Below are 18254 nucleotides of genomic sequence, written 5' to 3'. Positions count from 1 at the left end.
GGGGACGGCTCGGCCGAGCGCGCCGGCGTACACCGCGCGACGCCGCCCGCACATCCCGGACGTGCTCCCGACGCCGGAGAGTCGCCACCGCGGCAGCGCGGTGGGCCCAGGCCCCCGCAGGCGCCGCGCCAGAACGAGCCCCCGACCGAGGCGCGGCCGTCGGGCCCGCCCACCGGCGTCGAGGCCCGGCTGAACCGGTTCATCTCCGGCACCGCGGCGCCGGGCGCCGGCGCGCCCCCGCACGCGAAGAACCCGCCGCACGAGAGTGATGCCCCGCAGGGGCGCGCTGACGGGCCGCCGGCGGAGGCCTACGCCAGCGAGTTGCCGGACCTGTCCGGCCCGACGCCGCGTGGACCGCAGCGCAAGACTCCGCCCGACCGCACGGCGGAGGCGGCGAGCCCGCCGGGATCCGGCCGTTCGTCGGCGTCCGAGACCCGGGAGGGCCGCGAAGGCCGCGAAAGCCACACCCAGGTGACGCGGCGACCGCGCGGGCCGGTGCGGGCCAGCATGCAGATTCGCCGGATCGATCCGTGGAGCACGCTCAAGGTCTCCCTGCTGCTCTCGGTCGCGCTGTTCTTCGTCTGGATGATCGCGGTCGCATTCCTGTACCTGGTGCTCGGCGGAATGGGCGTGTGGTCGAAGCTGAACAGCAACGTCGGCGACCTGCTGAACAACACCAGCGGCAGCAGCGGCGAGCTCGTCTCCAGCGGCACCATCTTCGGCGGCGCCGTGTTGATCGGCTTGGTGAACATCGTCCTGTTGACCGCGATGGCCACGATCGCCGCGTTCGTCTACAACCTGACCACCGATCTGATCGGCGGTATCGAAGTAACGCTGGCCGACCGCGACTAGCGTTTTGGGGGTGGGGCGGCGATTGCGGTAATCTCGTCGCTCGGCCGTACCCGTGTACGGGCCTATAGCTCAGGCGGTTAGAGCGCTTCGCTGATAACGAAGAGGTCGGAGGTTCGAGTCCTCCTAGGCCCACAACCATGTGCCCGTCAAGACGTTGCGTAAGACTTGCCCTGCCAATCACACTGATCGCTGTGGTGGCGGCGGTGGTGGTGCGCTCCCGACGCGGGGTCGAGGTCTGGCACGTGGCGGTGGACGACCCATCCGGTCAGCCACCCGATCACGTCGAGGGGCCTTAGCTCAGTTGGTAGAGCACCGCCTTTGCAAGGCGGGTGTCAGGGGTTCGATTCCCCTAGGCTCCACAGATCGAAGTCTGCGTGGGGAGCGGCCGCACGGTTAACGTGGGACTGTGGTCGCCGGCGAGCCGATGCGCGTCTGGGAATTCGTCAATGGGCCGGCCGGGTGCGCGCCAGGTGTCGCGGCAATGGTCGGCTACCGCGCATTGGCGGCTCCCGCCGGCGTGCACCGCGGAATGCCTTCGGCAAAGCTGACCCTCATCGTCAGTCGCGACGATGGCGTGTCGGCGGCCGCAACCCCGGAGGCCGTTCCCGCTGCCCAGCCAAAGCCACTGCTGGTGGGTGGTTTGCACGTCACCGCCGCGCATATCCGGCAGCAACGCGGCCAGGCCGGTGTGCAGTTGGCGGTGCATCCGCTGGCCGCCCGAGCTCTCTTCGATATGCCCGCCGCAAAGTTGGAATCGGTCGACCTCGACGCCACCCTTGTCATGGGCCCGCGTGGCGTCGAATTGCACGAGCGCGTCGCCGACGCCCGGAATTGGCGGGAAGCGTTCACCGTGATCACCAACTACCTGGTCGACGCGTCGCGGCGACATGAACGTGCGAGAGTGCGTCCCGAGGTGGTCTTCGCCTGGCAGCTGTTGGAGCGCAGCGGCGGGCGGGCCTCAGTGGCCGCGGCCGCCGAGGCCGTCGGATTGAGCCCACGGCACCTGACGACGCTGTTCCGGCGGGAAGTCGGCCGGTCGCCGAAGACGGTGGCGATGTTGATGCGCTTCGAGCACGCGACCGGCCTGATTTCCGAATCGGTGCGGCGCCGCGGCGGCCGGGTCGACCTGGCGTCCGTCGCGGTCGAGACCGGGTATAGCGATCAGGCGCACCTGAGCCGCGAGTTCACCAGATTTGCGGGCACGTCCCCGCGGCGCTGGCTGGCTGAAGAGTTCCGAAACATTCAAGACGGCGGCCATCAGCTCGCCCCAGACTGCAACTATGACTGGTTCCAATCCGAGCGTGTGGTTGACATTGCAGGCCCATGACGCATCCACGTTGATCGACTACTACGTGCACACCTTCGGCTTCGTCCTCGCCGCGCGCTATGGCGAGGGTTCGCGCGTCGACCACGCCCAACTGAACTGGCCGGAGGGAACCGGCGGCATCATGCTCGGCAGTCACAAGCCCGGCGCCGAATGGTGTCGTGAACCGGGCACCTCCGGTGGCTATGTCGTCACCAGCGACCCCGCAGCGCTATACGAGCGCATCCGTGAACGCGAGGGCGACATCATTCGACCGTTAGCCGAAACGGATTACGGCGCAAGGGAATTCTCTGTTCGAGACCCGGAGGGCAACTTGTGGTCCTTTGGTGACTATCCCGGGGAGTGATGCCTACGGGCGCGGCTGCACGTCGACGCTCGGCGGCCGCGACTGGGGCTCCTGAGGCTTCTCCCGCACCTGGCGCCGCACAATGCTGAACGCGACGGCGCCGCCGGCGAGGACAACGACAGCGCCCCCGGCGATCACCCACGGACGCCTATTCCGGCGCTGCGCCCGTCGCGCGTCCTGAAGCGCCTGAGGCAGGCCCGCGACCACTTCCTGCGCGGCGGCCAGCTCCTGGGCGAGCGCCTCTTGGGCCGCGGCGAGTTCCTTGGCCAGGCGCCCCTCTTGGTATTTGCGACGGATCTGCGATGCGGTCGACTGCGCCGACTGGACACCGAGGCCGACGACTCCGCGGGTGACGTCGACCGGACCCAGTGTCGAGTAAGTCAGCCCCCGAGCCAGTCGCTCTCGCGGGGTCAGCCGGGATTCCGCCTTAGCGCTCATCTGCCGCCTTTCTGTGCGTCCTGAACAGACTGCCAGCATAGGGACGCCGACGGAACCGGTATGCGCGCGACGCAGTTTCGGCCGCCGCTCGGCTTGAGCGACACCGGGTGCGGGCATGCCCACGGGTAGTGGCAGACTCTCATGCCGTGACCAACAGCCCCCATCAGACCGCTACCGCCACGCTCCACACCAACCGCGGCGACATCAAAGTCGCACTGTTCGGAAACCACGCGCCCAAGACCGTCGCCAACTTCGTTGGCCTGGCGCAGGGCACCAAGGAGTACTCGACCCAGAACGCATCGGGCGGGTCCTCCGGTCCGTTCTACGATGGGGCGGTCTTCCACCGGGTGATCCAGGGCTTCATGATCCAGGGCGGCGACCCGACCGGCACCGGTCGCGGCGGCCCGGGCTACAAGTTCGCCGACGAGTTCCACCCCGAACTGCAATTCGACAAGCCGTACCTGCTGGCGATGGCGAACGCGGGCCCGGGCACCAACGGTTCGCAATTCTTCATCACGGTCGGCAAGACCCCCCACCTGAACCGGCGGCACACGATCTTCGGCGAAGTGACGGACCCCGAATCGCAGCGAGTGGTCGAGGCGATCGCGACGACGTCCACCGACGCCAACGACCGCCCGACCGAGCCGGTGGTCATCGAGTCGATCACCATCTCCTAAGCCGGGCCGCCGGCCGTCCCGATCAGTGCGGGTGACGCCCCGCGTAACCGCTGGCGGTCAGCGCGTCGAGCACCTCGAGCGGGTCCGTCCCGAGGTCCCAGCGAGAGAACAGAATCAGGTCGTCGTCGGCCGTCTCCACCTCGAGGAGCCGGACTTTGCGTCCGTAGCGGCGGAACTCGATGATCCGGATGATCTTGATGTCGGGGGGTTGTAATACCTGCGTCCGGAACCATCCCCGGAGCAGCAAGCCGTCGGCGGTAATTGCCAGCTTTGGACGCGCGCGCCACGTCGCGCCCGCAAACAAGAGCAGACCCACCGCGGCAATCCCCGCGAGAATCCGCCCCGGCGCGTCTGTGACCACGGTCACACTGACGATAGCCATCAGAACACCGGCGACCCCACAACCAGCGATTCCTGGCGTGCTGGGCTCCCAACGTGTTTGCTGCATGCGCCGCTCAGCCCCTCCCACCACTGCCTATGGAGTTATCCACAGACGCTATCAACAGTGGGGATAAATCACACGCGTGTGATTGGGGGGTGGGAATGTTGCTGGCACAGTAACGGAGCAAGCTAAAAATGAATTCATTTCGCAGCTGACGTCGCTCAGTGCCAGCGCATCGTCAGCAACAATCCGGTGATCATGAAAGCGAAGGCGATGGCATAGTTCCACGGCCCGAGTTGCGCCATCCAGTTGAGGGCGGTCGGCGCCTGGCTGCCGACGGCGGCCAGCTGAAACACCATCAGCCAGACCAGCCCGATCAACATGAGGCCGACGAACAAGGCAACGAACCACACGCTCGACGGTCCCACCTTCACCTTCACCGGCGTGCGGCTGACCGCGCTGACGGCGAAGTCGTTCTTCTTGCGGACCTTGGACTTGGGCATGATTACCTCAGCAAGACGGTGAGTGGGACGGGTGCAACGATAAGAGGCAGCTGCACACACAGCTTGGCTACGAGACTAACTCACCCGGCACGCCCACCAGGAAATTGGAGAGCCGAATGAGCGACGGACGCCGGTCACCATGGCGCTTCGGCGTCCCGGTGGTGTGCCTGTCGGCCGGTTTGCTCCTTGCCGCCACTCACGGGGTGTCCGGCGGCGCGGAGATCCGTCGCAGCGACGCCCCGCGGCTGGTCGATCTGGTTCGCGAGGCCCAAGCGTCGGTGAACCACCTCAACGCCCAACGCGACGCGCTGGCCGGCAAGATCGACGCCGCGCACGGACGGTCCTCGGATCTGGCGCTGGCGGCAATGCTGCGCCGCTCGGCCGAGCTGGCCACCGAGGCGGACATGAACCCGGTGCACGGGCCGGGCCTCGCTGTCACCTTGGACGACGCGCCACGCGACGCCAATGGCCGTTTCCCGCGGGATGCGTCCCCCGACGACCTGGTGGTGCACCAGCAGGACATCGAGGCCGTCCTCAACGCGTTGTGGAGCGCCGGCGCGGAGGCGATTCAGATGCAGGACCAGCGAATCATCGCCACGTCGGTGCCCCGCTGCGTCGGCAACACGCTGCTACTCAACGGGCGCACTTACAGCCCGCCCTACACGATCACTGCGGTCGGCAACGCAGCCGCCATGCAAGCCGCCCTGGCCGCCGCTCCCCTGGTCACCCTGTACCGCCAGTACGTGGTCCGCTTCGGGCTCGGCTACCGCGAAGAGGTCAAGCCCGACGTGCAGATCGTCGGCCACACCGAGCCCGACCGGCTGCATTTCGCGCAGCCCATGGGAACCATCGGCTACTGATTTCCGGCGGACGGTAACCTGGCACGGTGCGGATCCTGGTCGTCGACAACTACGACAGCTTCGTGTTCAACCTGGTGCAGTACCTCGGCCAGTTGGGCGTCGAGGCCGAGGTGTGGCGCAACGACGACGCCAGGCTTTCCGACGCGGCCGCCGTCGCCAAGCGGTTCGACGGTGTGCTGCTCAGCCCCGGTCCGGGTACCCCGGAACGTGCGGGCGCGTCGATCGGTCTGGTCGGCGCGTGTGCCGCCGAGCGCACCCCGCTGCTCGGGGTCTGCCTCGGACACCAAGCCATCGGCGTCGCCTTCGGCGCCACCGTGGACCGCGCGCCCGAACTGCTGCACGGCAAGACGAGCAACGTCTTCCACACCAATACCGGTGTGCTGCAAGGGCTTCCGGATCCGTTCACGGCGACCCGCTACCACTCGCTGACCATACTGCCGGAGTCGCTGCCCCCCGTGCTGGAGGTGACGGCGCGCACCCGCGGCGGCGTCATCATGGGGGTGCGGCATAGCGAGTTGCCGATTCACGGTGTCCAGTTCCACCCGGAGTCGATCCTGACCGAGGGCGGGCACCGGATGCTGGCCAACTGGCTCACCTATTGCGGGTGGGCGCGCAACGACACGCTGGTCCGCCGGCTGGAAAACGAGGTCCGGGCCGCGGTGCAGCCCTATTTCCCGGCCGAACCGGCGGCTACTGGCCGAACTTCAGCGTGATGATCCCGTCCCGGTTGCACCCGGTGCCGGCCGGCGGGTTCTGATACACCACCCGGTGGGATTGCGAGCCGCCCGCGTCCACGTCGGGCCCCTTGTCCAGCACCCCGGTCCAACCCAGCGCCCGTAACCGCGGCTCGGCGTCCGTCCAGAACATGCCGCTCAGGTCGGGCATCACGAACTGGTTGCCCTTCGACACCTGGAGCTCGATCACCGAATCCACCGGAACCATCTGGCCCTTAGGCGGATTGGTGCCGATCACCTCACCGGCCGGCCGGTTGCTGTCCACCTGTGCCTGGGTGACCTTGGTGAAGCCGTAGACGGTGAGATTCTTCTGCGCGACGTCGACGGTCTGGCCCGCTACGTCGGGCACCTGCTTGGTCTCCGGCCCCGACCCGACGATGACGGTGATGACGTTGGTGATCGCCGACGTCTGGTTGGCCGGCGGGTTGGTGCCGATCACCTTGCCTAGCAACTCTGGGCTCGACGGCGAATTGGCCTGCTTGAACTTGCTGAAGCCGGCGGCCTTGAGCTTGCTGACTGCGTCGGAGTACCCCAGCGAGGAAACGTCGGGCACCTCGCGCTGTTCGGGACCGGTCGAGACGTTGATGGTGACCTCATCGCCCGCGCTCACCGAGGCGTTGGCCCCGGGGTCGGTACTGATGACGTGGTCGGGCGGGATCGCCGAATCGGGCTTTTGCAGGGTGCGCGTCTTGAAGCCGCGGTTCTGCAGCGCGGCAATGGCATCGGCGGAGACTTGGCCCCGTACGTCAGGGACCTGCACATCGCGCGTGGTGCCGCCGAGGGTGTTGAAGGCGATGACGACGACGATCGTCAGCACCGCCAACGCGGCGACCGCGACGATCCAGCGACCGACCGAACCGCCGTTGCTTTCGTCCATGCGGCGCAAGGGTTGCCGGGGCAGCGCGTCGGTGCGCGGCCCGGGCGGATTCCCGCCCGCCGCGAGCAGCGAGCTGCGGTCGGCGTCGGTGAGGACCTTGGGCGCCTCGGGCGGTTCGCCGTTGTGCACCCGCACCAGATCGGCGCGCATCTCCGCGGCGGTCTGGTAGCGGTTGTCCGGGTTTTTGGCCAGCGCCTTGAGCACGACGGCGTCGAGGTCGGCGGAGATGCCCTCGTGGCGGTGCGACGGCGGAATCGGGTCCTCGCGCACGTGCTGGTAGGCGACGGCGACCGGCGAGTCGCCGGTGAAAGGCGGCTCGCCCGTGAGGATTTCGTAGAGCACACAACCCAGCGAGTAGACGTCGGACCGGGCGTCCACGGTGTCGCCGCGAGCCTGCTCGGGAGACAGATACTGGGCCGTCCCGATCACCGCCGCGGTTTGGGTGACGCTGTTGCCGCTGTCGGCGATCGCGCGCGCGATGCCGAAGTCCATCACCTTGACCGCGTTGGTGCTGCTGATCATGATGTTCGCCGGTTTGACGTCGCGGTGGATGATGCCGTTCTGGTGACTGAAGTTCAGCGCCTGGCACGCGTCGGCAATGATCTCGATGGCCCGCCGCGGGGGTAGCGGGCCGTCGGTGTGCACGATGTCGCGCAGCGTGACGCCGTCGACGTACTCCATGACGATGTACGGCAGCGGGCCCGTCGGTGTCTCCGCCTCGCCGGTGTCGTAGACCGCGACGATCGACGGGTGGTTGAGCGCGGCCGCGTTTTGCGCCTCGCGACGGAACCGCAGATAGAAGCTGGGATCGCGGGCCAGGTCGGCGCGCAGCACTTTGACCGCGACATCGCGGTGCAGCCGGACGTCGCGGGCCAGGTGAACCTCGGACATACCCCCGAATCCGAGGATTTCGCCCAGTTCATAACGGTCAGACAGGTGCTGAGGGGTGGTCATCTTGGCATCTCGTGTCGGGCCGGTGATGCGCTGAGCGTCAGTGGTTCACCCCACCCGTGCTCGGCCGGCCCTCGTTGCAGTCCAGAATTACTTATCGTCCCGCGATTCGTCCAATTGAGCCGTGGCGCGGAGCCGCTCGGGGTATTGCTCGGCGGCGGCGCGGGCGGGCTCCCGGTGTCGGTGACCGTCGGGGGCGGGGACTGCTGCTGGGTGTCTGCGCGGGAGTTGATGACGATCAGCACCGCGATGATGATGGCCAGCGCTCCGAGCACCCCGGCGGCCCACAGCAGCGCGCGCTGACCGGACGAGAAGGTCCGGCGCGCCGGGGGCGGGCGATGACCGCCGGTGGCCGGCCGGGATCGGCGCGGCGCCGCGCTGCGGGTGCTGGTCACGGCGGCGGCCCTGGTCGTGGGGCTGGACGGAATGGCCGCCGGCGATGCCCGCCCGGGAGGCGGTGACTGGCTGGGCCGGGGCGGACGGCGGCCCGCCCGTACCGCCGCCACGGCGTCGGCGAACGGCCCGCCGCTGCGGTAGCGCATCGCGGGGTTCTTGACCAGCGTGATCTCGATGAGCTCCCGCACATTGGGCGGCAGCTCCGCGGGCAGCGGCGGCGGGGGCTCTTTGATGTGCTTCATCGCGACCGTCAGGGCGCCGTCACCGGTGAACGGCCGCTTGCCCGACACCACCTCGTAGCCGACCACGCCCAGGGAGTACACGTCGCTGGAGGGCGTTGCGTCGTGGCCGAGGGCCTGTTCGGGGGCGATGTACTGGGCGGTGCCCATCACCATTCCCGTCTGGGTGACGGGCGCGGCGTCGACGGCCTTGGCGATACCGAAGTCGGTGATCTTCACCTGGCCGGTCGGGGTGATCAGGATGTTGCCCGGCTTGACGTCGCGGTGCACCAAGCCGGCGGCGTGCGCGACCTGCAGGGCCCGGCCGGTCTGCTCGAGCATGTCGAGGGCGTGCCGCAGCGACAGCCGGCCCGTGCGCTTGAGGACCGAGTTCAGCGGCTCGCCGTTCACCAACTCCATCACCAGGTAGGCGGTGCGGCCTTCCCCGTCCAGCTGGCTCTCGCCGTAGTCGTGGACCTGGGCGATGCCGGGGTGATTGAGCATCGCGGTGGTGCGCGCCTCGGCGCGGAACCGCTCAATGAACTCCGGATCCTGGGAGAACTCCTGTTTGAGCACCTTGACCGCGACGCGCCGGCCCAGCCGACTGTCCACCGCCTCCCAGACCTGGCCCATGCCGCCGGTGGCGATCAGGCGCTGCAGGCGGTATCTGCCAGACAGCGTCACACCAACTCGCGGGCTCATGGTCCTCCCTGTAGCGCGGCTTGGATCACAGCCCGTCCGATCGGCGCGGCGAGTGCACCTCCCGTCGCGGACAGGCGGTCGCCGCCATTCTCTACCAACACTGCCACGGCGACTCTCGGCGTCTGCGCGGGCGCGAAGGCGATGTACCACGCGTGCGGCGGCGTATTACGCGGATCGGTGCCATGCTCTGCGGTACCCGTCTTGGATGCGATCTGCACGCCGGGAATGGCCCCTTTCTGCTGCGCGACCTTCTCGGCGCCGACCATCAGCTCTGTTAGCTTAGCGGCGACCTGGGGCGACACCGCGCGGCGCTGCTGATAGGGGACGGTGGTGCTGATGTTGGCCAGGTCCGGGCCCTTGAGGCTGTCGATCAGGTAGGGCTGCATCGTGACGCCGTCGTTCGCGATGGTCGCCGCGACCTGGGCGTTCTCCAGCGGTGTCAGCGCAACGTCCTTCTGGCCGATGCTGGTCATGCCCAGCGCGGCGGCGTCGGGGATGATCCCGACCGTTGATTCGGCGACCTGTAGCGGGATGACGCTCGGGGTGGTGTCCAGGCCGAACGAGCGTGCCATGCTGCGCAGCGCATCGGATCCGGTGTGCATGCCGAGCTGGACGAATGCGGTGTTGCAGGACAGGGCGAACGCCTGCTTGAGCGACACCGTGGGCTCGTTGCCACAGGGCTGGCCGCCGTAGTTCTCCAACTTCGCGGTGCTGTCGGGCAGCACGATGGAGGACGCCGCGGTCAACTGCTCGGCGTCGGTCGCACCCGCCTGCAGCGCGGCCGCGGTGGTGATCACCTTGAACGTGGATCCGGGCGGGTAGGTCTCCGAGATGGCGCGGTTGGTCAGCGGATTGTCGGGGTCGTCGCGAAGCCGCTGCCATGCTTGCGCCTGCACCTGGGGATCGTGTGACGCGAGCAGATTCGGGTCATAGGACGGCGATGACACCATGGCCAAGATCTTGCCGGTGGACGGCTCGAGGGCGACGACGGCGCCCTTGCACGGCGGCCCACCGCACCCCTGCTGCATCGCGTCCCACCCGGCCTGCTGGACCCGCGGTCTGATGGTGGTGTCGACGTTGCCGCCGCGCGGATCGCGGCCGGTGAAGAAATCGGCCAGCCGGCGCCCGAACAGCCGCTCGTCGGAGCCGTTCAACAGGGGGTCCTCGGCGCGCTCCAGGCCGCTGCTGGAATAGCGCAGCGAGTAGAAGCCGGTGAGCGGCGCGTAGACGGCCGGGTTCGGGTAGACCCGCAGAAAGCGGAAGCGGCTGTCGGTGGCCACCGAATAGGCCAGCAATTGTCCGCCGGCGATGATCTGGCCGCGCTGGCGCGAATACTCGTCGAGCAGGACGCGCTGATTGCGCGGATCGGCGCGCAGTGAGTCGGCGGCGAACACCTGCGTCATAGTGGCGTTGAGCAGGAGCAGCACGATCAGCGCCATGACGGTGATCGAGATGCGGCGCAGAGAGGTGTTCATACCTTCTCGATTACCTCGGTCTTGGCCGCCGCGATCGGCGAATCCTTGCGCTCACGGCCGCGTAGGGGATGCCGAGCGCTGTTGGAGATGCGAGCGAGGATGGCCAGCAACACATAGTTCGCCAGCAACGACGATCCACCGTAGGACATCCACGGGGTGGTGAGACCGGTCAGCGGGATGAGTTGCGTAACGCCGCCGACGACGATGAACAGCTGGATGGCCAGGGTGGAAGCCAGGCCCGCGGCCAGCAGCTTGCCGAAGCTGTCGCGCGTCGCGATCGCCGTGCGCATGCCGCGGACGATGACGATGGTGTAGAGCATCAAGATGCTGGCGAGCCCGACTAGCCCGAGTTCCTCGCCGAACGCGGCGATGATGAAGTCGGTCGACGCGGCCGGCACGGTATCGGGTTGCCCGTTTCCCAGCCCGGTGCCGAAGATGCCGCCGGTGGCGAAACTGAACAGGGACTGGACGATCTGGTAGCCGCTGCCGTCGGGGTCGGAGAACGGATCCCACCACATCTGCACCCGGACTCGCACATGCGCGAAGACGAAATATGCGATGACGCTGCCGACCGCGAACAGCACCAGGCCGATCACCACCCAGCTGAACCGTTGTGTCGCAAGGTAAACCACCACCAGGAACGACGCGTACAGCAGCAGCGAGGTACCGAGGTCCTTTTCGAAGACCATCACACCGATCGAGATGACCCAGGCGGCCAGCAGGGGCGCGAGGTCGCGCGGGCGCGGCAGGGTCAGCCCCATGAAATGCTTGCCGACGCTGGTGAACAGGCCCCGCTTGGCGATCAGCACGGCGGAGAAGAAGATCAGCAATAAGATCTTCGAGAATTCTGCGGGCTGAATCGAGAAGCCGGGGAAGCGAATCCAGATTTTCGCGCCGTTCTGCTCGGACAGCGATGCCGGTAGCAGTGCGGGAATCACCAACAGCACCAGGCCGGTGATCCCGCAGATGTAGCCGTACCGCGCCAGCTGCCGATGGTCTTTGAGGAATGTGACCACCAGCGCGAACGTGACCACCCCGACGAGGGTCCACATCATCTGCTGGGTGGCGCTGGGGTGATGGCGGCCGCTGAGCTGGTTGTCGACCAGGTCGAGCCGATGGATCATCACCAGGCCAAGTCCGTTGAGCAGCGCCACAATTGGCAACAGCAGGGGATCGGTGTAGGGGGCGAAACGCCGGATGGCCAGGTGCGCCGACCCGAACACGAGCATGAACACCAGCCCGTAACTGATGACATTCCAACGCAATTCGCGGTCCTGGTTCGCCTCCACAATCAGCAACGCGGCGACGGTGATCACTGCGGCGAAGCACAGCAGCAGCAGCTCGGCGTTGCGACGGGTGGGCAGCGGAGGTGTGACCGCGACTGGCGGCTGGAGTTGTGTCGTCATGCCACCGTCCGGCAATCAATGCCCGGTTGCAGTGGAGGCGCTGGAAGCGCGGTGACCGTCTGGGAAGTGGTCGTGGGGCCCGCCGGCGACGGGGTCGCGGGGCCGGCTGTGGCGCTGGTGGGGCCGCTAGGGCCGGGGGAAGCGGTGGTCGGTGCGGTAGTGGGGGTTGGCGATGCAGCGACACTTGATTCGGGGGTGCCGCTCCCGGTGGGCGGGGAGCCCGGCGGCGACGTGGCGCGTGGCGACGGACAAGTAGGAAGCAGGTATTCCGCCAGCAACTGTCGTAACTGGGATTCGGCCTGGTCCAGGCTGCCGCCCGGGAGCCCGGTCTGAACCTGAACCTGGCCCGGCCGGCGAAGGCCACGCAGCGTCATCAGCTGGCAGTTCGGATGACCGGCTTCGTTGTAACCGATCAGGGACAGCTCATTGCGGGCGCTCAGGCACGCCACCAGGTACGGCTGCTGCAGGGGCACGCCCAACAGGGATCCCTGAATGCCGCGGACGACCGATACCTTTCCGTCGTATTCGGCGACGTAGTAATTGCGCTGGATGACCCACCATCCGATGGCCATGCCGGACAGAACGAACAACACCGCCAGTGTCGCGATGAAGAACATCCGCCGCCTGGGCCACCGCGGCCGGCTGGGCGTTTCAGGTTGCGGCGCAACACGTTTGGCGGCCTCTTCGCGGGGCCTGATCGCGGAGGCGCGGCCCGCGGAGGTGTTCGGCAACGTCATCTGGTCGTCGTCGCCGGAAACCGCGCCCGCCAGAATCGGCTGGGTTTGGCCGTAGTCGTAGTCGACGACGTCGGCGACCACCACCGTCACGTTGTCCGGGCCGCCGCCGCGCAACGCCAATTCGATGAGGCGGTAGGCGGCTTCGGCCACGTCGGGGATCTGCAGCGCCTCGAGGATGGTCTCGTCGCTCACCGGATCGCTGAGCCCGTCGGAGCACAGCAGGTATCGATCACCGGCCCGGGCCTCGCGCATGGTCAGGGTCGGCTCGACCTCGTGACCGGTCAGCGCGCGCATGATCAGAGACCGCTGCGGGTGGCTGTGTGCCTCTTCGCGGGTGATCCGGCCTTCGTCGACCAACGTCTGGACGAACGTGTCGTCCTTGGTGATCTGGGTGAGTTCACCATCGCGCAACAGATACCCACGCGAGTCACCGATGTGTACCAAGCCAATCCGGTCGCCCGCGAACAGGATTGCGGTGAGCGTGGTGCCCATCCCCTCGAGCTCGGGCTCGGCCTCCACTTGCGCGGCGATCGCCGCGTTGCCGGACCGCACCGCGGCGTCGAGTTTGGCGAGCAGGTCGCCGCCGGGTTCGTCGTCGTCGAGATGGGCCAGCGCGGCGATCACCAACTGGGAGGCCACTTCACCGGCGGCGTGGCCGCCCATGCCGTCAGCCAGCGCGAGCAGCCGCGCACCCGCGTACACCGAGTCTTCGTTATTGGCGCGCACCAGGCCGCGGTCGCTGCGCGCGGCATATCGCAGAACCAGCGTCACGGGCGCAACTCGATCGCCGTTTTGCCGATCCGAATCGGCGTTCCTATTGGAACTCGTACCGCAGTGGTCACCTTTGCCCTGTCAAGGTAAGTGCCGTTGGTCGATCCTAGATCCTCGACATACCATTCCGAACCGCGCTGAGACAGTCTGGCGTGCCGCGTCGAGGCGTAGTCGTCGGTGAGCACCAGGGTCGAGTCGTCGGCCCTTCCGATCAACACCGGCTGCCCGCTGAGTGTGATGCGCGCACCCGCCAACGCCCCTTCGGTCACCACCAGGTAGCGCGCGGCGGTGCGGCGTTGCCGCGAAGGCAGCAGGGTGCTGCGCAACGCCAAGCCCCGGCGCACCATGACGGCGCCGGTGGGTGCGTAGATATCGGTCCGCAAGATCCGCAACACGGACCAGATGAATACCCACAACAACATTAAAAATCCGGCACGCGTCAGCTGCAGTACGAGTCCCTGCATCTGGCGTCCTTTCCGTACTGCGTCGTCCCCCTGGCGCCCGTGACCCCGAGCACATCGGCAACGTCACGATACTTGGACGGCGGTCGACGCGGGGCGAAGCACGGCAGCGTTGAGCCCAGCGGGTTTAGTGGATCCGGACGATGATCTCCGAGTGGCCCAGACGGATCACGTCGCCGTCCGCCAACTGCCACTCCTGCACCGGCGCGTTGTTCACCGTGGTGCCGTTGGTCGAGTTCAGGTCCGAAAGGAGCGCCACCTGCCCGTCCCAGCGGATCTCGAGGTGCCGCCGGGACACCCCCGTGTCGGGCAACCGGAACTGCGCGTCTTGTCCGCGGCCCACGATGTTGGAGCCCTCACGCAGCTGATAGGTCCGGCCGCTGCCGTCGTCGAGCTGGAGGGTGACCGTCGTCCCGGCCGCGCCGTAACCGCCGCCGTAGCCGCCGTAGCCCCCGGCCGGCTGCCCGTAGTCGGCGGGCTGGCCGTACTCACTCGGCTGGGCGTAGTCGGCCTGCTGGCCATAGTCGTAGTCACGTTGGGCGGGCTCGGCGTATCCGCCTTGAGCCGGGTATCCCCCGCCGGGGACGTTCTCGGCGTACTGCGTGTAATCGCCGGGGCCGTAGTCTTGCCGGCCGTATCCGCCGCCCTGCTGATAGCCCTGCTCGTAGCCGCCGCCCTGCTCGTAGCCGCCGCCCTGCTCGTATCCGGCACCCTGCTCGGGATAGGCGGGCCGCTGTTCGGGCGGAGCGTAACCACCCTCTTCGGGGCGGGCCGGTGGGCGACCGTATTCGCCGTACCCGCCGTAGCCCTGCTGGCCGCCCCCGGGCGGGCCGCCGGCGGGCGGGCCGTACCCGCCGCCCTGGCGGTACCCCTGGTCGTAGCCTTGACCGCCGTACCCACCGGGCGCAGGAGGACGCTGTTCGTACTGCGGGGGGTAACCGCCCTGCTCGGGGTAGCCGCCCTGGCCGCCCTGGTAGCCGCGCTGTTCGGGGTAGCCGCCCTGGCCGCCTTGGTAGCCGCGCTGATCGGGGTAGCCACCGCCCGGGGCTTGGTAGCCACCTTGCTCGGGGTAACCGCCCTGCTGCTCGGGGTAGCCGCCCTGCTCGGGTTGGCGGGGTGGCGGGTAGCCCTGCTGCGGCGGATAGCCGCCCTGCTCGGGCGGATACCCACCGCGTGGATCAGGTCCCCCCTGCGGTTCCGCGCCACCCTCTTGCGGACGCCCGTAGCGGTCGTCGTAATACTCATCGCCGGGCCGTCCCGGCCCCTGAGCCCCGCGGTAGCTCGAATCGTCAGTCATTGGTGCTACTCCTCGTTCTGCGCCGAACGCACTATTTGATTGTGGCCGGACGGGATCGTCGACCGTCGGGCGGGGCTGCACATCGGGGTTGACAGCACCACGGGCGCGGTACTGGCCGGTTCGCAGGTTCGACGACTGCTCGAACCGGACGACCACCTCACCATACGTTTGCCACCCCTGTTCATGGATGTAGTCGGCCAAGTACCTAGCGAAAGCGCCCGACGTGAGATCTGGGTCGGCGCCCACCTTCTCGAAGTCGTGCCTACCGAGGGTAATGATGTATTCGTTGGGGGCCAAAAGGCGATTGCCCTGCAGGGTCTGGACCCCGTCGCGGGCTTCGCGGCGCAGCAGGGTCTCGACCTCCTGCGGAACGATCGAGCCGCCGAACACCCGGGCGAACGCGTTGTCGACGGTCGCCTCGAGTTTGCGCTCGATCCGCGCCGCCAGCCCCCGTTGGCTACTCATGCGCCGGCGTTGGCCCGCACTTGCCACGGCCTGTCGCCGGTGCGCGGCAAACGATTCACGCCGTCAGCTCCCACTAGAGCATCGTATCGGGACAGCACGATGCGGCGGCACCGTCGAAACTCTGAGAACTGCGTCGGCCCTGTTCAGACGCGTTGTTCCCCAGCGCCCCATGGCGTCTGGGCCCGACCAGGCGGGTTGGGGAATGCGGCTATTAAAGTGGTATGGTCCATCGGTTGTTTTTCCGGGCGAGTGGCGGAATGGCAGACGCGCTGGCTTCAGGTGCCAGTGTCCTTCGGGACGTGGGGGTTCAAGTCCCCCTTCGCCCACATTTGAGCGGTTCTACGAACTGCGGTGCTAAAAGGTCACGAGCTCGAAAGAGGTCGTGACCCTTTGCGTTAGTGCGGATCAGCGGTCTCTCATGCCCGCCGCAGGCGGAGTGCTTTCGGTAGGTCGTGGGCTCAGGGCGCTCGGCCAGCGTCGGGGTGCTCGTCGCCGTCCTCATCCCAGTACGCCCACTCCGGGAGCGGTGTATTCGGCATCGTGCCGTGGGCGGAAGCCACGTAGCCCGGTTGCGTGCCGCCCACCTTCCAACGGGGATCCAATCGGTTCGCCCGCGAGCGCCGGACCGCGCGAACGACCAGAGCGACGGCGCCCCCAACGATGAAGGCGATCAACAAAACCTTGAGGGCCAGCAACAGCACCGCCATAGCCTCGGCTCCTCGGGATCGGGTGAATTGACGTCTGCAATCGCATTAGTAGCGTAATTGCCAGCTCCTGAAGGGTGGCAATGATCGTGCGGCGCGTGACGCTGCGCAGCTACGGGTGATGCGATGCAGCTGCGGTATATAAGCATTGCGGCGCTTATCGCCGAGGCCGGCGGTGATCCGTGGGCGATCAACAAGAGCTTGCAGTCCGGGAGCCCAGGGCAGATCTCGTCGCTGGCGGAGGTCTTCCACCGGGCCGGCCGATGTACCTCTGAGGCGCAGCACGCCTTCGAGCAGGCCCGCAAGCGCTTCAGCGCTGCATGGGACCGCCGGGATGGCGGTCATCCGATCAACGACTCCGCCGAAGTGCAGCGAGTGACCCAGTCGCTCGGCACGCAGTCCCTGCAGTTGCCCAAGATCGGCGTAGACCTGGAAAACATCGCCGCATCCTTGGCTGAGGCGCAGAAGTCCGCAGCGGCAGAGGTCGCGACACTCGAGGCGCAGTTGCAAACGCTCGACGGCTTAATCGGCCAGGCCGTCGAAATGGAGCAGAGCGGCCACCTCAGCACAGAGGATAAGCACACCCTCGATGCTCTTATTCGCAATTGCGAGAGGGATGCCATCGATGACACCAAAGCCGCACTCGCACAGCTGCATTCGATACGCAATGGCTACTCCGATGGCTTACGCAATGCGCTGGGCAACTTGCGAACCGACGGATACGATCCCGCTCCCCTCCGCGATGTCGACGCCGACGGTTCGCCGAAGCCCACCGAACTCCAGCTACAAGCGCTGGCCGATCTCCGTCGGATCACCGACCAAGCGGTGGTCGATCAAATCGGTAAGGTACGTGCCGCGCAGGAAGCCTTGAACAAGGCGATGGCTGACCTCTATACCCATGGCCCTGGGTCACCGGAAGGGGAGGCCGCGAGCGGGAGGCTGCCCAAGCTGAAGGCCGACCTGGCTCACGCGCTCGACGACTTGGGCAAGATCCCCGACTACAAGGACGTCGACCCCGCGTCGATAACGATCACTCCCGACGGCCGTTTTATGTTCACCCACACGGTGGATGGGCAGCCGGTGCAGGTCTATGGACAGCTCAAGAACGGCGCGGGCGAATTCTTTGATCAGGCCATGAGCACGTCCTATACCTTCAGCGGCGGCGGCGGCTCGAGTGGTGCCGTCGGCGTCGGGGCGCTGTCTGGTGCCACAGGTACATGCGGGCCCGCGGGAGCATGCTCGGGCGGAATGTCACCACCAGCCGGATGCGGCGCGTGCTCAACCACGGGTGGTGGTCCTGGATGGGCGACGCCCGGCACGGGTTGTCCGCTGACATCCGGTAGTGGCGAGCCATGCGGGGGAAGGTCCGCTTCGGCCATTGCCGCGCGCATCTCGGCCGCGCTCAGTGCCCGGGGGAGGACGTTGTCGGCGGAAAGGCCTTGCAGCGCTTCGCGACTGAAAAGTGTTTTCAGGCCTTGCCAGGCCACCTCCCCGCCGGCCTTGAGTTCAGGCCCGCCGACGGCCAAGGTGATGGCGCTCCACAGCGGCTCGGGGGTGGCTTCTACCTTCCCGGGATCCAGCGTGCGCATGCCGGTCAACTTGCCGCCGCTGAAGGTATAGGACGTGCTCATGGCCTGATCAAAGAATTCGCCCGCGCCGTTCTTGAGCTGTCCATAGA

The 18254-nt window shown here is 67.4% G+C and carries 17 protein-coding genes, 3 tRNA genes and 2 pseudogenes; 10 read left to right on the top strand and 12 right to left on the bottom strand.

Going from position 1 to position 18254, the window contains the following annotated elements; genetic code table 11:
- The 5 genes from A5711_RS06090 to A5711_RS06070 all read left to right on the top strand — a co-directional run.
- Positions 1–852: DUF3566 domain-containing protein (locus tag A5711_RS06090; RefSeq protein WP_067944730.1), on the top strand; the 852-nt coding region annotated here is incomplete at its 5' end.
- A gap of 58 nt (positions 853–910) precedes the next feature.
- Positions 911–984, top strand: a tRNA-Ile gene (locus tag A5711_RS06085).
- A gap of 154 nt (positions 985–1138) precedes the next feature.
- Positions 1139–1211, top strand: a tRNA-Ala gene (locus A5711_RS06080).
- Positions 1212–1333: 122 nt separating this feature from the next.
- Positions 1334–2179: a helix-turn-helix domain-containing protein gene (locus tag A5711_RS06075; protein ID WP_067944732.1), complete on the top strand. Its 846-nt coding sequence runs from the start codon at positions 1334–1336 to the stop codon at positions 2177–2179.
- Complete coding sequence (locus A5711_RS06070) at positions 2133–2522, top strand: VOC family protein (RefSeq protein WP_067944729.1); 390 nt, start codon at positions 2133–2135, stop codon at positions 2520–2522. Before A5711_RS06075 ends, A5711_RS06070 begins: the two co-directional genes overlap by 47 nt.
- A gap of 3 nt (positions 2523–2525) precedes the next feature.
- Here the strand turns inward: A5711_RS06070 and cwsA are convergent, their stop codons facing one another.
- Positions 2526–2960: a cell wall synthesis protein CwsA gene (gene cwsA / locus A5711_RS06065; protein WP_067944728.1), complete on the bottom strand. Its 435-nt coding sequence runs from the start codon at positions 2958–2960 to the stop codon at positions 2526–2528.
- Positions 2961–3088: 128 nt separating this feature from the next.
- Between cwsA and A5711_RS06060 the strand changes: the two genes are divergently transcribed.
- The gene (locus A5711_RS06060; protein ID WP_067208637.1) at positions 3089–3637 is read left to right on the top strand and encodes a peptidylprolyl isomerase; all 549 of its coding nucleotides are present in this window, start codon (positions 3089–3091) and stop codon (positions 3635–3637) included.
- Positions 3638–3659: 22 nt separating this feature from the next.
- Here A5711_RS06060 and A5711_RS06055 read toward each other — a convergent pair whose 3' ends face one another.
- Positions 3660–4085: a PH domain-containing protein gene (locus A5711_RS06055; protein WP_067944731.1), complete on the bottom strand. Its 426-nt coding sequence runs from the start codon at positions 4083–4085 to the stop codon at positions 3660–3662.
- 155 nt (positions 4086–4240) lie between these two features.
- Positions 4241–4522, bottom strand: a complete 282-nt coding sequence (gene crgA, locus A5711_RS06050) for a cell division protein CrgA (RefSeq protein WP_067208633.1) — start codon at positions 4520–4522, stop codon at positions 4241–4243.
- Between the two features lie 116 nt (positions 4523–4638).
- Here crgA and A5711_RS06045 point away from each other — a divergent pair, with 116 nt between their 5' ends.
- Both A5711_RS06045 and A5711_RS06040 read left to right on the top strand, forming a co-directional pair.
- Positions 4639–5382 carry a DUF881 domain-containing protein gene (locus A5711_RS06045; RefSeq protein WP_067944727.1) on the top strand — a complete coding sequence of 248 codons (744 nt, stop codon included), beginning with the start codon at positions 4639–4641 and terminating at the stop codon, positions 5380–5382.
- 26 nt (positions 5383–5408) lie between these two features.
- A complete protein-coding gene (locus tag A5711_RS06040) occupies positions 5409–6095 on the top strand; it encodes an aminodeoxychorismate/anthranilate synthase component II (protein WP_067944726.1) in 687 nt (228 codons plus the stop codon).
- Here A5711_RS06040 and pknB read toward each other — a convergent pair.
- The 7 genes from pknB to A5711_RS06005 all read right to left on the bottom strand — a co-directional run bounded on the left by pknB (position 6073) and on the right by A5711_RS06005 (position 15872).
- The gene (gene pknB / locus A5711_RS06035) at positions 6073–7947 is read right to left on the bottom strand and encodes a Stk1 family PASTA domain-containing Ser/Thr kinase (RefSeq protein ID WP_067944725.1); all 1875 of its coding nucleotides are present in this window, start codon (positions 7945–7947) and stop codon (positions 6073–6075) included. The genes A5711_RS06040 and pknB overlap by 23 nt on opposite strands.
- A complete protein-coding gene (locus A5711_RS06030) occupies positions 7944–9260 on the bottom strand; it encodes a serine/threonine-protein kinase (protein WP_067944724.1) in 1317 nt (438 codons plus the stop codon). The genes pknB and A5711_RS06030 overlap by 4 nt, the downstream gene beginning before the upstream one ends.
- Positions 9257–10735, bottom strand: a complete 1479-nt coding sequence (gene pbpA / locus A5711_RS06025) for a D,D-transpeptidase PbpA (protein ID WP_067944723.1) — start codon at positions 10733–10735, stop codon at positions 9257–9259. The genes A5711_RS06030 and pbpA overlap by 4 nt, the downstream gene beginning before the upstream one ends.
- A complete protein-coding gene (locus A5711_RS06020) occupies positions 10732–12141 on the bottom strand; it encodes an FtsW/RodA/SpoVE family cell cycle protein (RefSeq protein WP_067944722.1) in 1410 nt (469 codons plus the stop codon). Before A5711_RS06020 ends, pbpA begins: the two co-directional genes overlap by 4 nt.
- Positions 12138–13649 (bottom strand): PP2C family serine/threonine-protein phosphatase, encoded by a 1512-nt coding sequence (locus tag A5711_RS06015; RefSeq protein WP_067944721.1) that lies wholly within the window; start codon positions 13647–13649, stop codon positions 12138–12140. Before A5711_RS06015 ends, A5711_RS06020 begins: the two co-directional genes overlap by 4 nt.
- The gene (locus tag A5711_RS06010) at positions 13646–14113 is read right to left on the bottom strand and encodes an FHA domain-containing protein (RefSeq protein ID WP_067944720.1); all 468 of its coding nucleotides are present in this window, start codon (positions 14111–14113) and stop codon (positions 13646–13648) included. Before A5711_RS06010 ends, A5711_RS06015 begins: the two co-directional genes overlap by 4 nt.
- Before the next feature lie 124 nt (positions 14114–14237).
- On the bottom strand, positions 14238–15872 hold the full coding sequence (locus A5711_RS06005; protein ID WP_067944719.1) for a DUF3662 and FHA domain-containing protein: 1635 nt from the start codon (positions 15870–15872) through the stop codon (positions 14238–14240).
- Between the two features lie 243 nt (positions 15873–16115).
- Here A5711_RS06005 and A5711_RS06000 point away from each other — a divergent pair.
- Positions 16116–16198, top strand: a tRNA-Leu gene (locus A5711_RS06000).
- Positions 16199–16330: 132 nt separating this feature from the next.
- On the opposite strand, the gene A5711_RS05995 is transcribed toward A5711_RS06000, so the two are convergent.
- On the bottom strand, positions 16331–16579 hold the full coding sequence (locus tag A5711_RS05995) for a hypothetical protein (RefSeq protein WP_067944718.1): 249 nt from the start codon (positions 16577–16579) through the stop codon (positions 16331–16333).
- Between the two features lie 123 nt (positions 16580–16702).
- On the opposite strand from A5711_RS05995, the pseudogene A5711_RS27160 reads away from it, so the two are divergent.
- Positions 16703–17740: pseudogene (locus A5711_RS27160) on the top strand (hypothetical protein); the annotation flags it as partial.
- On the opposite strand, the pseudogene A5711_RS27995 reads toward A5711_RS27160, so the two are convergent.
- Positions 17734–18254 (bottom strand): annotated as a pseudogene (locus tag A5711_RS27995) (hypothetical protein); the annotation flags it as partial. The pseudogenes A5711_RS27160 and A5711_RS27995 sit on opposite strands and share 7 nt — an antisense overlap.

The organism is Mycobacterium sp. E2238 (assembly GCF_001672665.1).
GTDB lineage: Bacteria > Actinomycetota > Actinomycetes > Mycobacteriales > Mycobacteriaceae > Mycobacterium.
This window is presented reverse-complemented; position numbering and strand designations above follow the sequence as displayed.

What these genes read in the sequence shown, in the direction of transcription:
- A5711_RS06075 (WP_067944732.1), top strand. Translation starts at nt 1,334, where the DNA reads ATGGTCGGCTACCGCGCATTGGCGGCTCCCGCCGGCGTGCACCGCGGA.
- A5711_RS06070 (WP_067944729.1), top strand. Translation starts at nt 2,133, where the DNA reads ATGACTGGTTCCAATCCGAGCGTGTGGTTGACATTGCAGGCCCATGAC.
- cwsA (WP_067944728.1), bottom strand. Translation starts at nt 2,960, where the DNA reads ATGAGCGCTAAGGCGGAATCCCGGCTGACCCCGCGAGAGCGACTGGCT.
- A5711_RS06055 (WP_067944731.1), bottom strand. Translation starts at nt 4,085, where the DNA reads ATGCAGCAAACACGTTGGGAGCCCAGCACGCCAGGAATCGCTGGTTGT.
- crgA (WP_067208633.1), bottom strand. Translation starts at nt 4,522, where the DNA reads ATGCCCAAGTCCAAGGTCCGCAAGAAGAACGACTTCGCCGTCAGCGCG.
- A5711_RS06045 (WP_067944727.1), top strand. Translation starts at nt 4,639, where the DNA reads ATGAGCGACGGACGCCGGTCACCATGGCGCTTCGGCGTCCCGGTGGTG.
- pknB (WP_067944725.1), bottom strand. Translation starts at nt 7,947, where the DNA reads ATGACCACCCCTCAGCACCTGTCTGACCGTTATGAACTGGGCGAAATC.
- A5711_RS06030 (WP_067944724.1), bottom strand. Translation starts at nt 9,260, where the DNA reads ATGAGCCCGCGAGTTGGTGTGACGCTGTCTGGCAGATACCGCCTGCAG.
- pbpA (WP_067944723.1), bottom strand. Translation starts at nt 10,735, where the DNA reads ATGAACACCTCTCTGCGCCGCATCTCGATCACCGTCATGGCGCTGATC.
- A5711_RS06020 (WP_067944722.1), bottom strand. Translation starts at nt 12,141, where the DNA reads ATGACGACACAACTCCAGCCGCCAGTCGCGGTCACACCTCCGCTGCCC.
- A5711_RS06010 (WP_067944720.1), bottom strand. Translation starts at nt 14,113, where the DNA reads ATGCAGGGACTCGTACTGCAGCTGACGCGTGCCGGATTTTTAATGTTG.
- A5711_RS06005 (WP_067944719.1), bottom strand. Translation starts at nt 15,872, where the DNA reads ATGAGTAGCCAACGGGGGCTGGCGGCGCGGATCGAGCGCAAACTCGAG.
- A5711_RS05995 (WP_067944718.1), bottom strand. Translation starts at nt 16,579, where the DNA reads ATGGCGGTGCTGTTGCTGGCCCTCAAGGTTTTGTTGATCGCCTTCATC.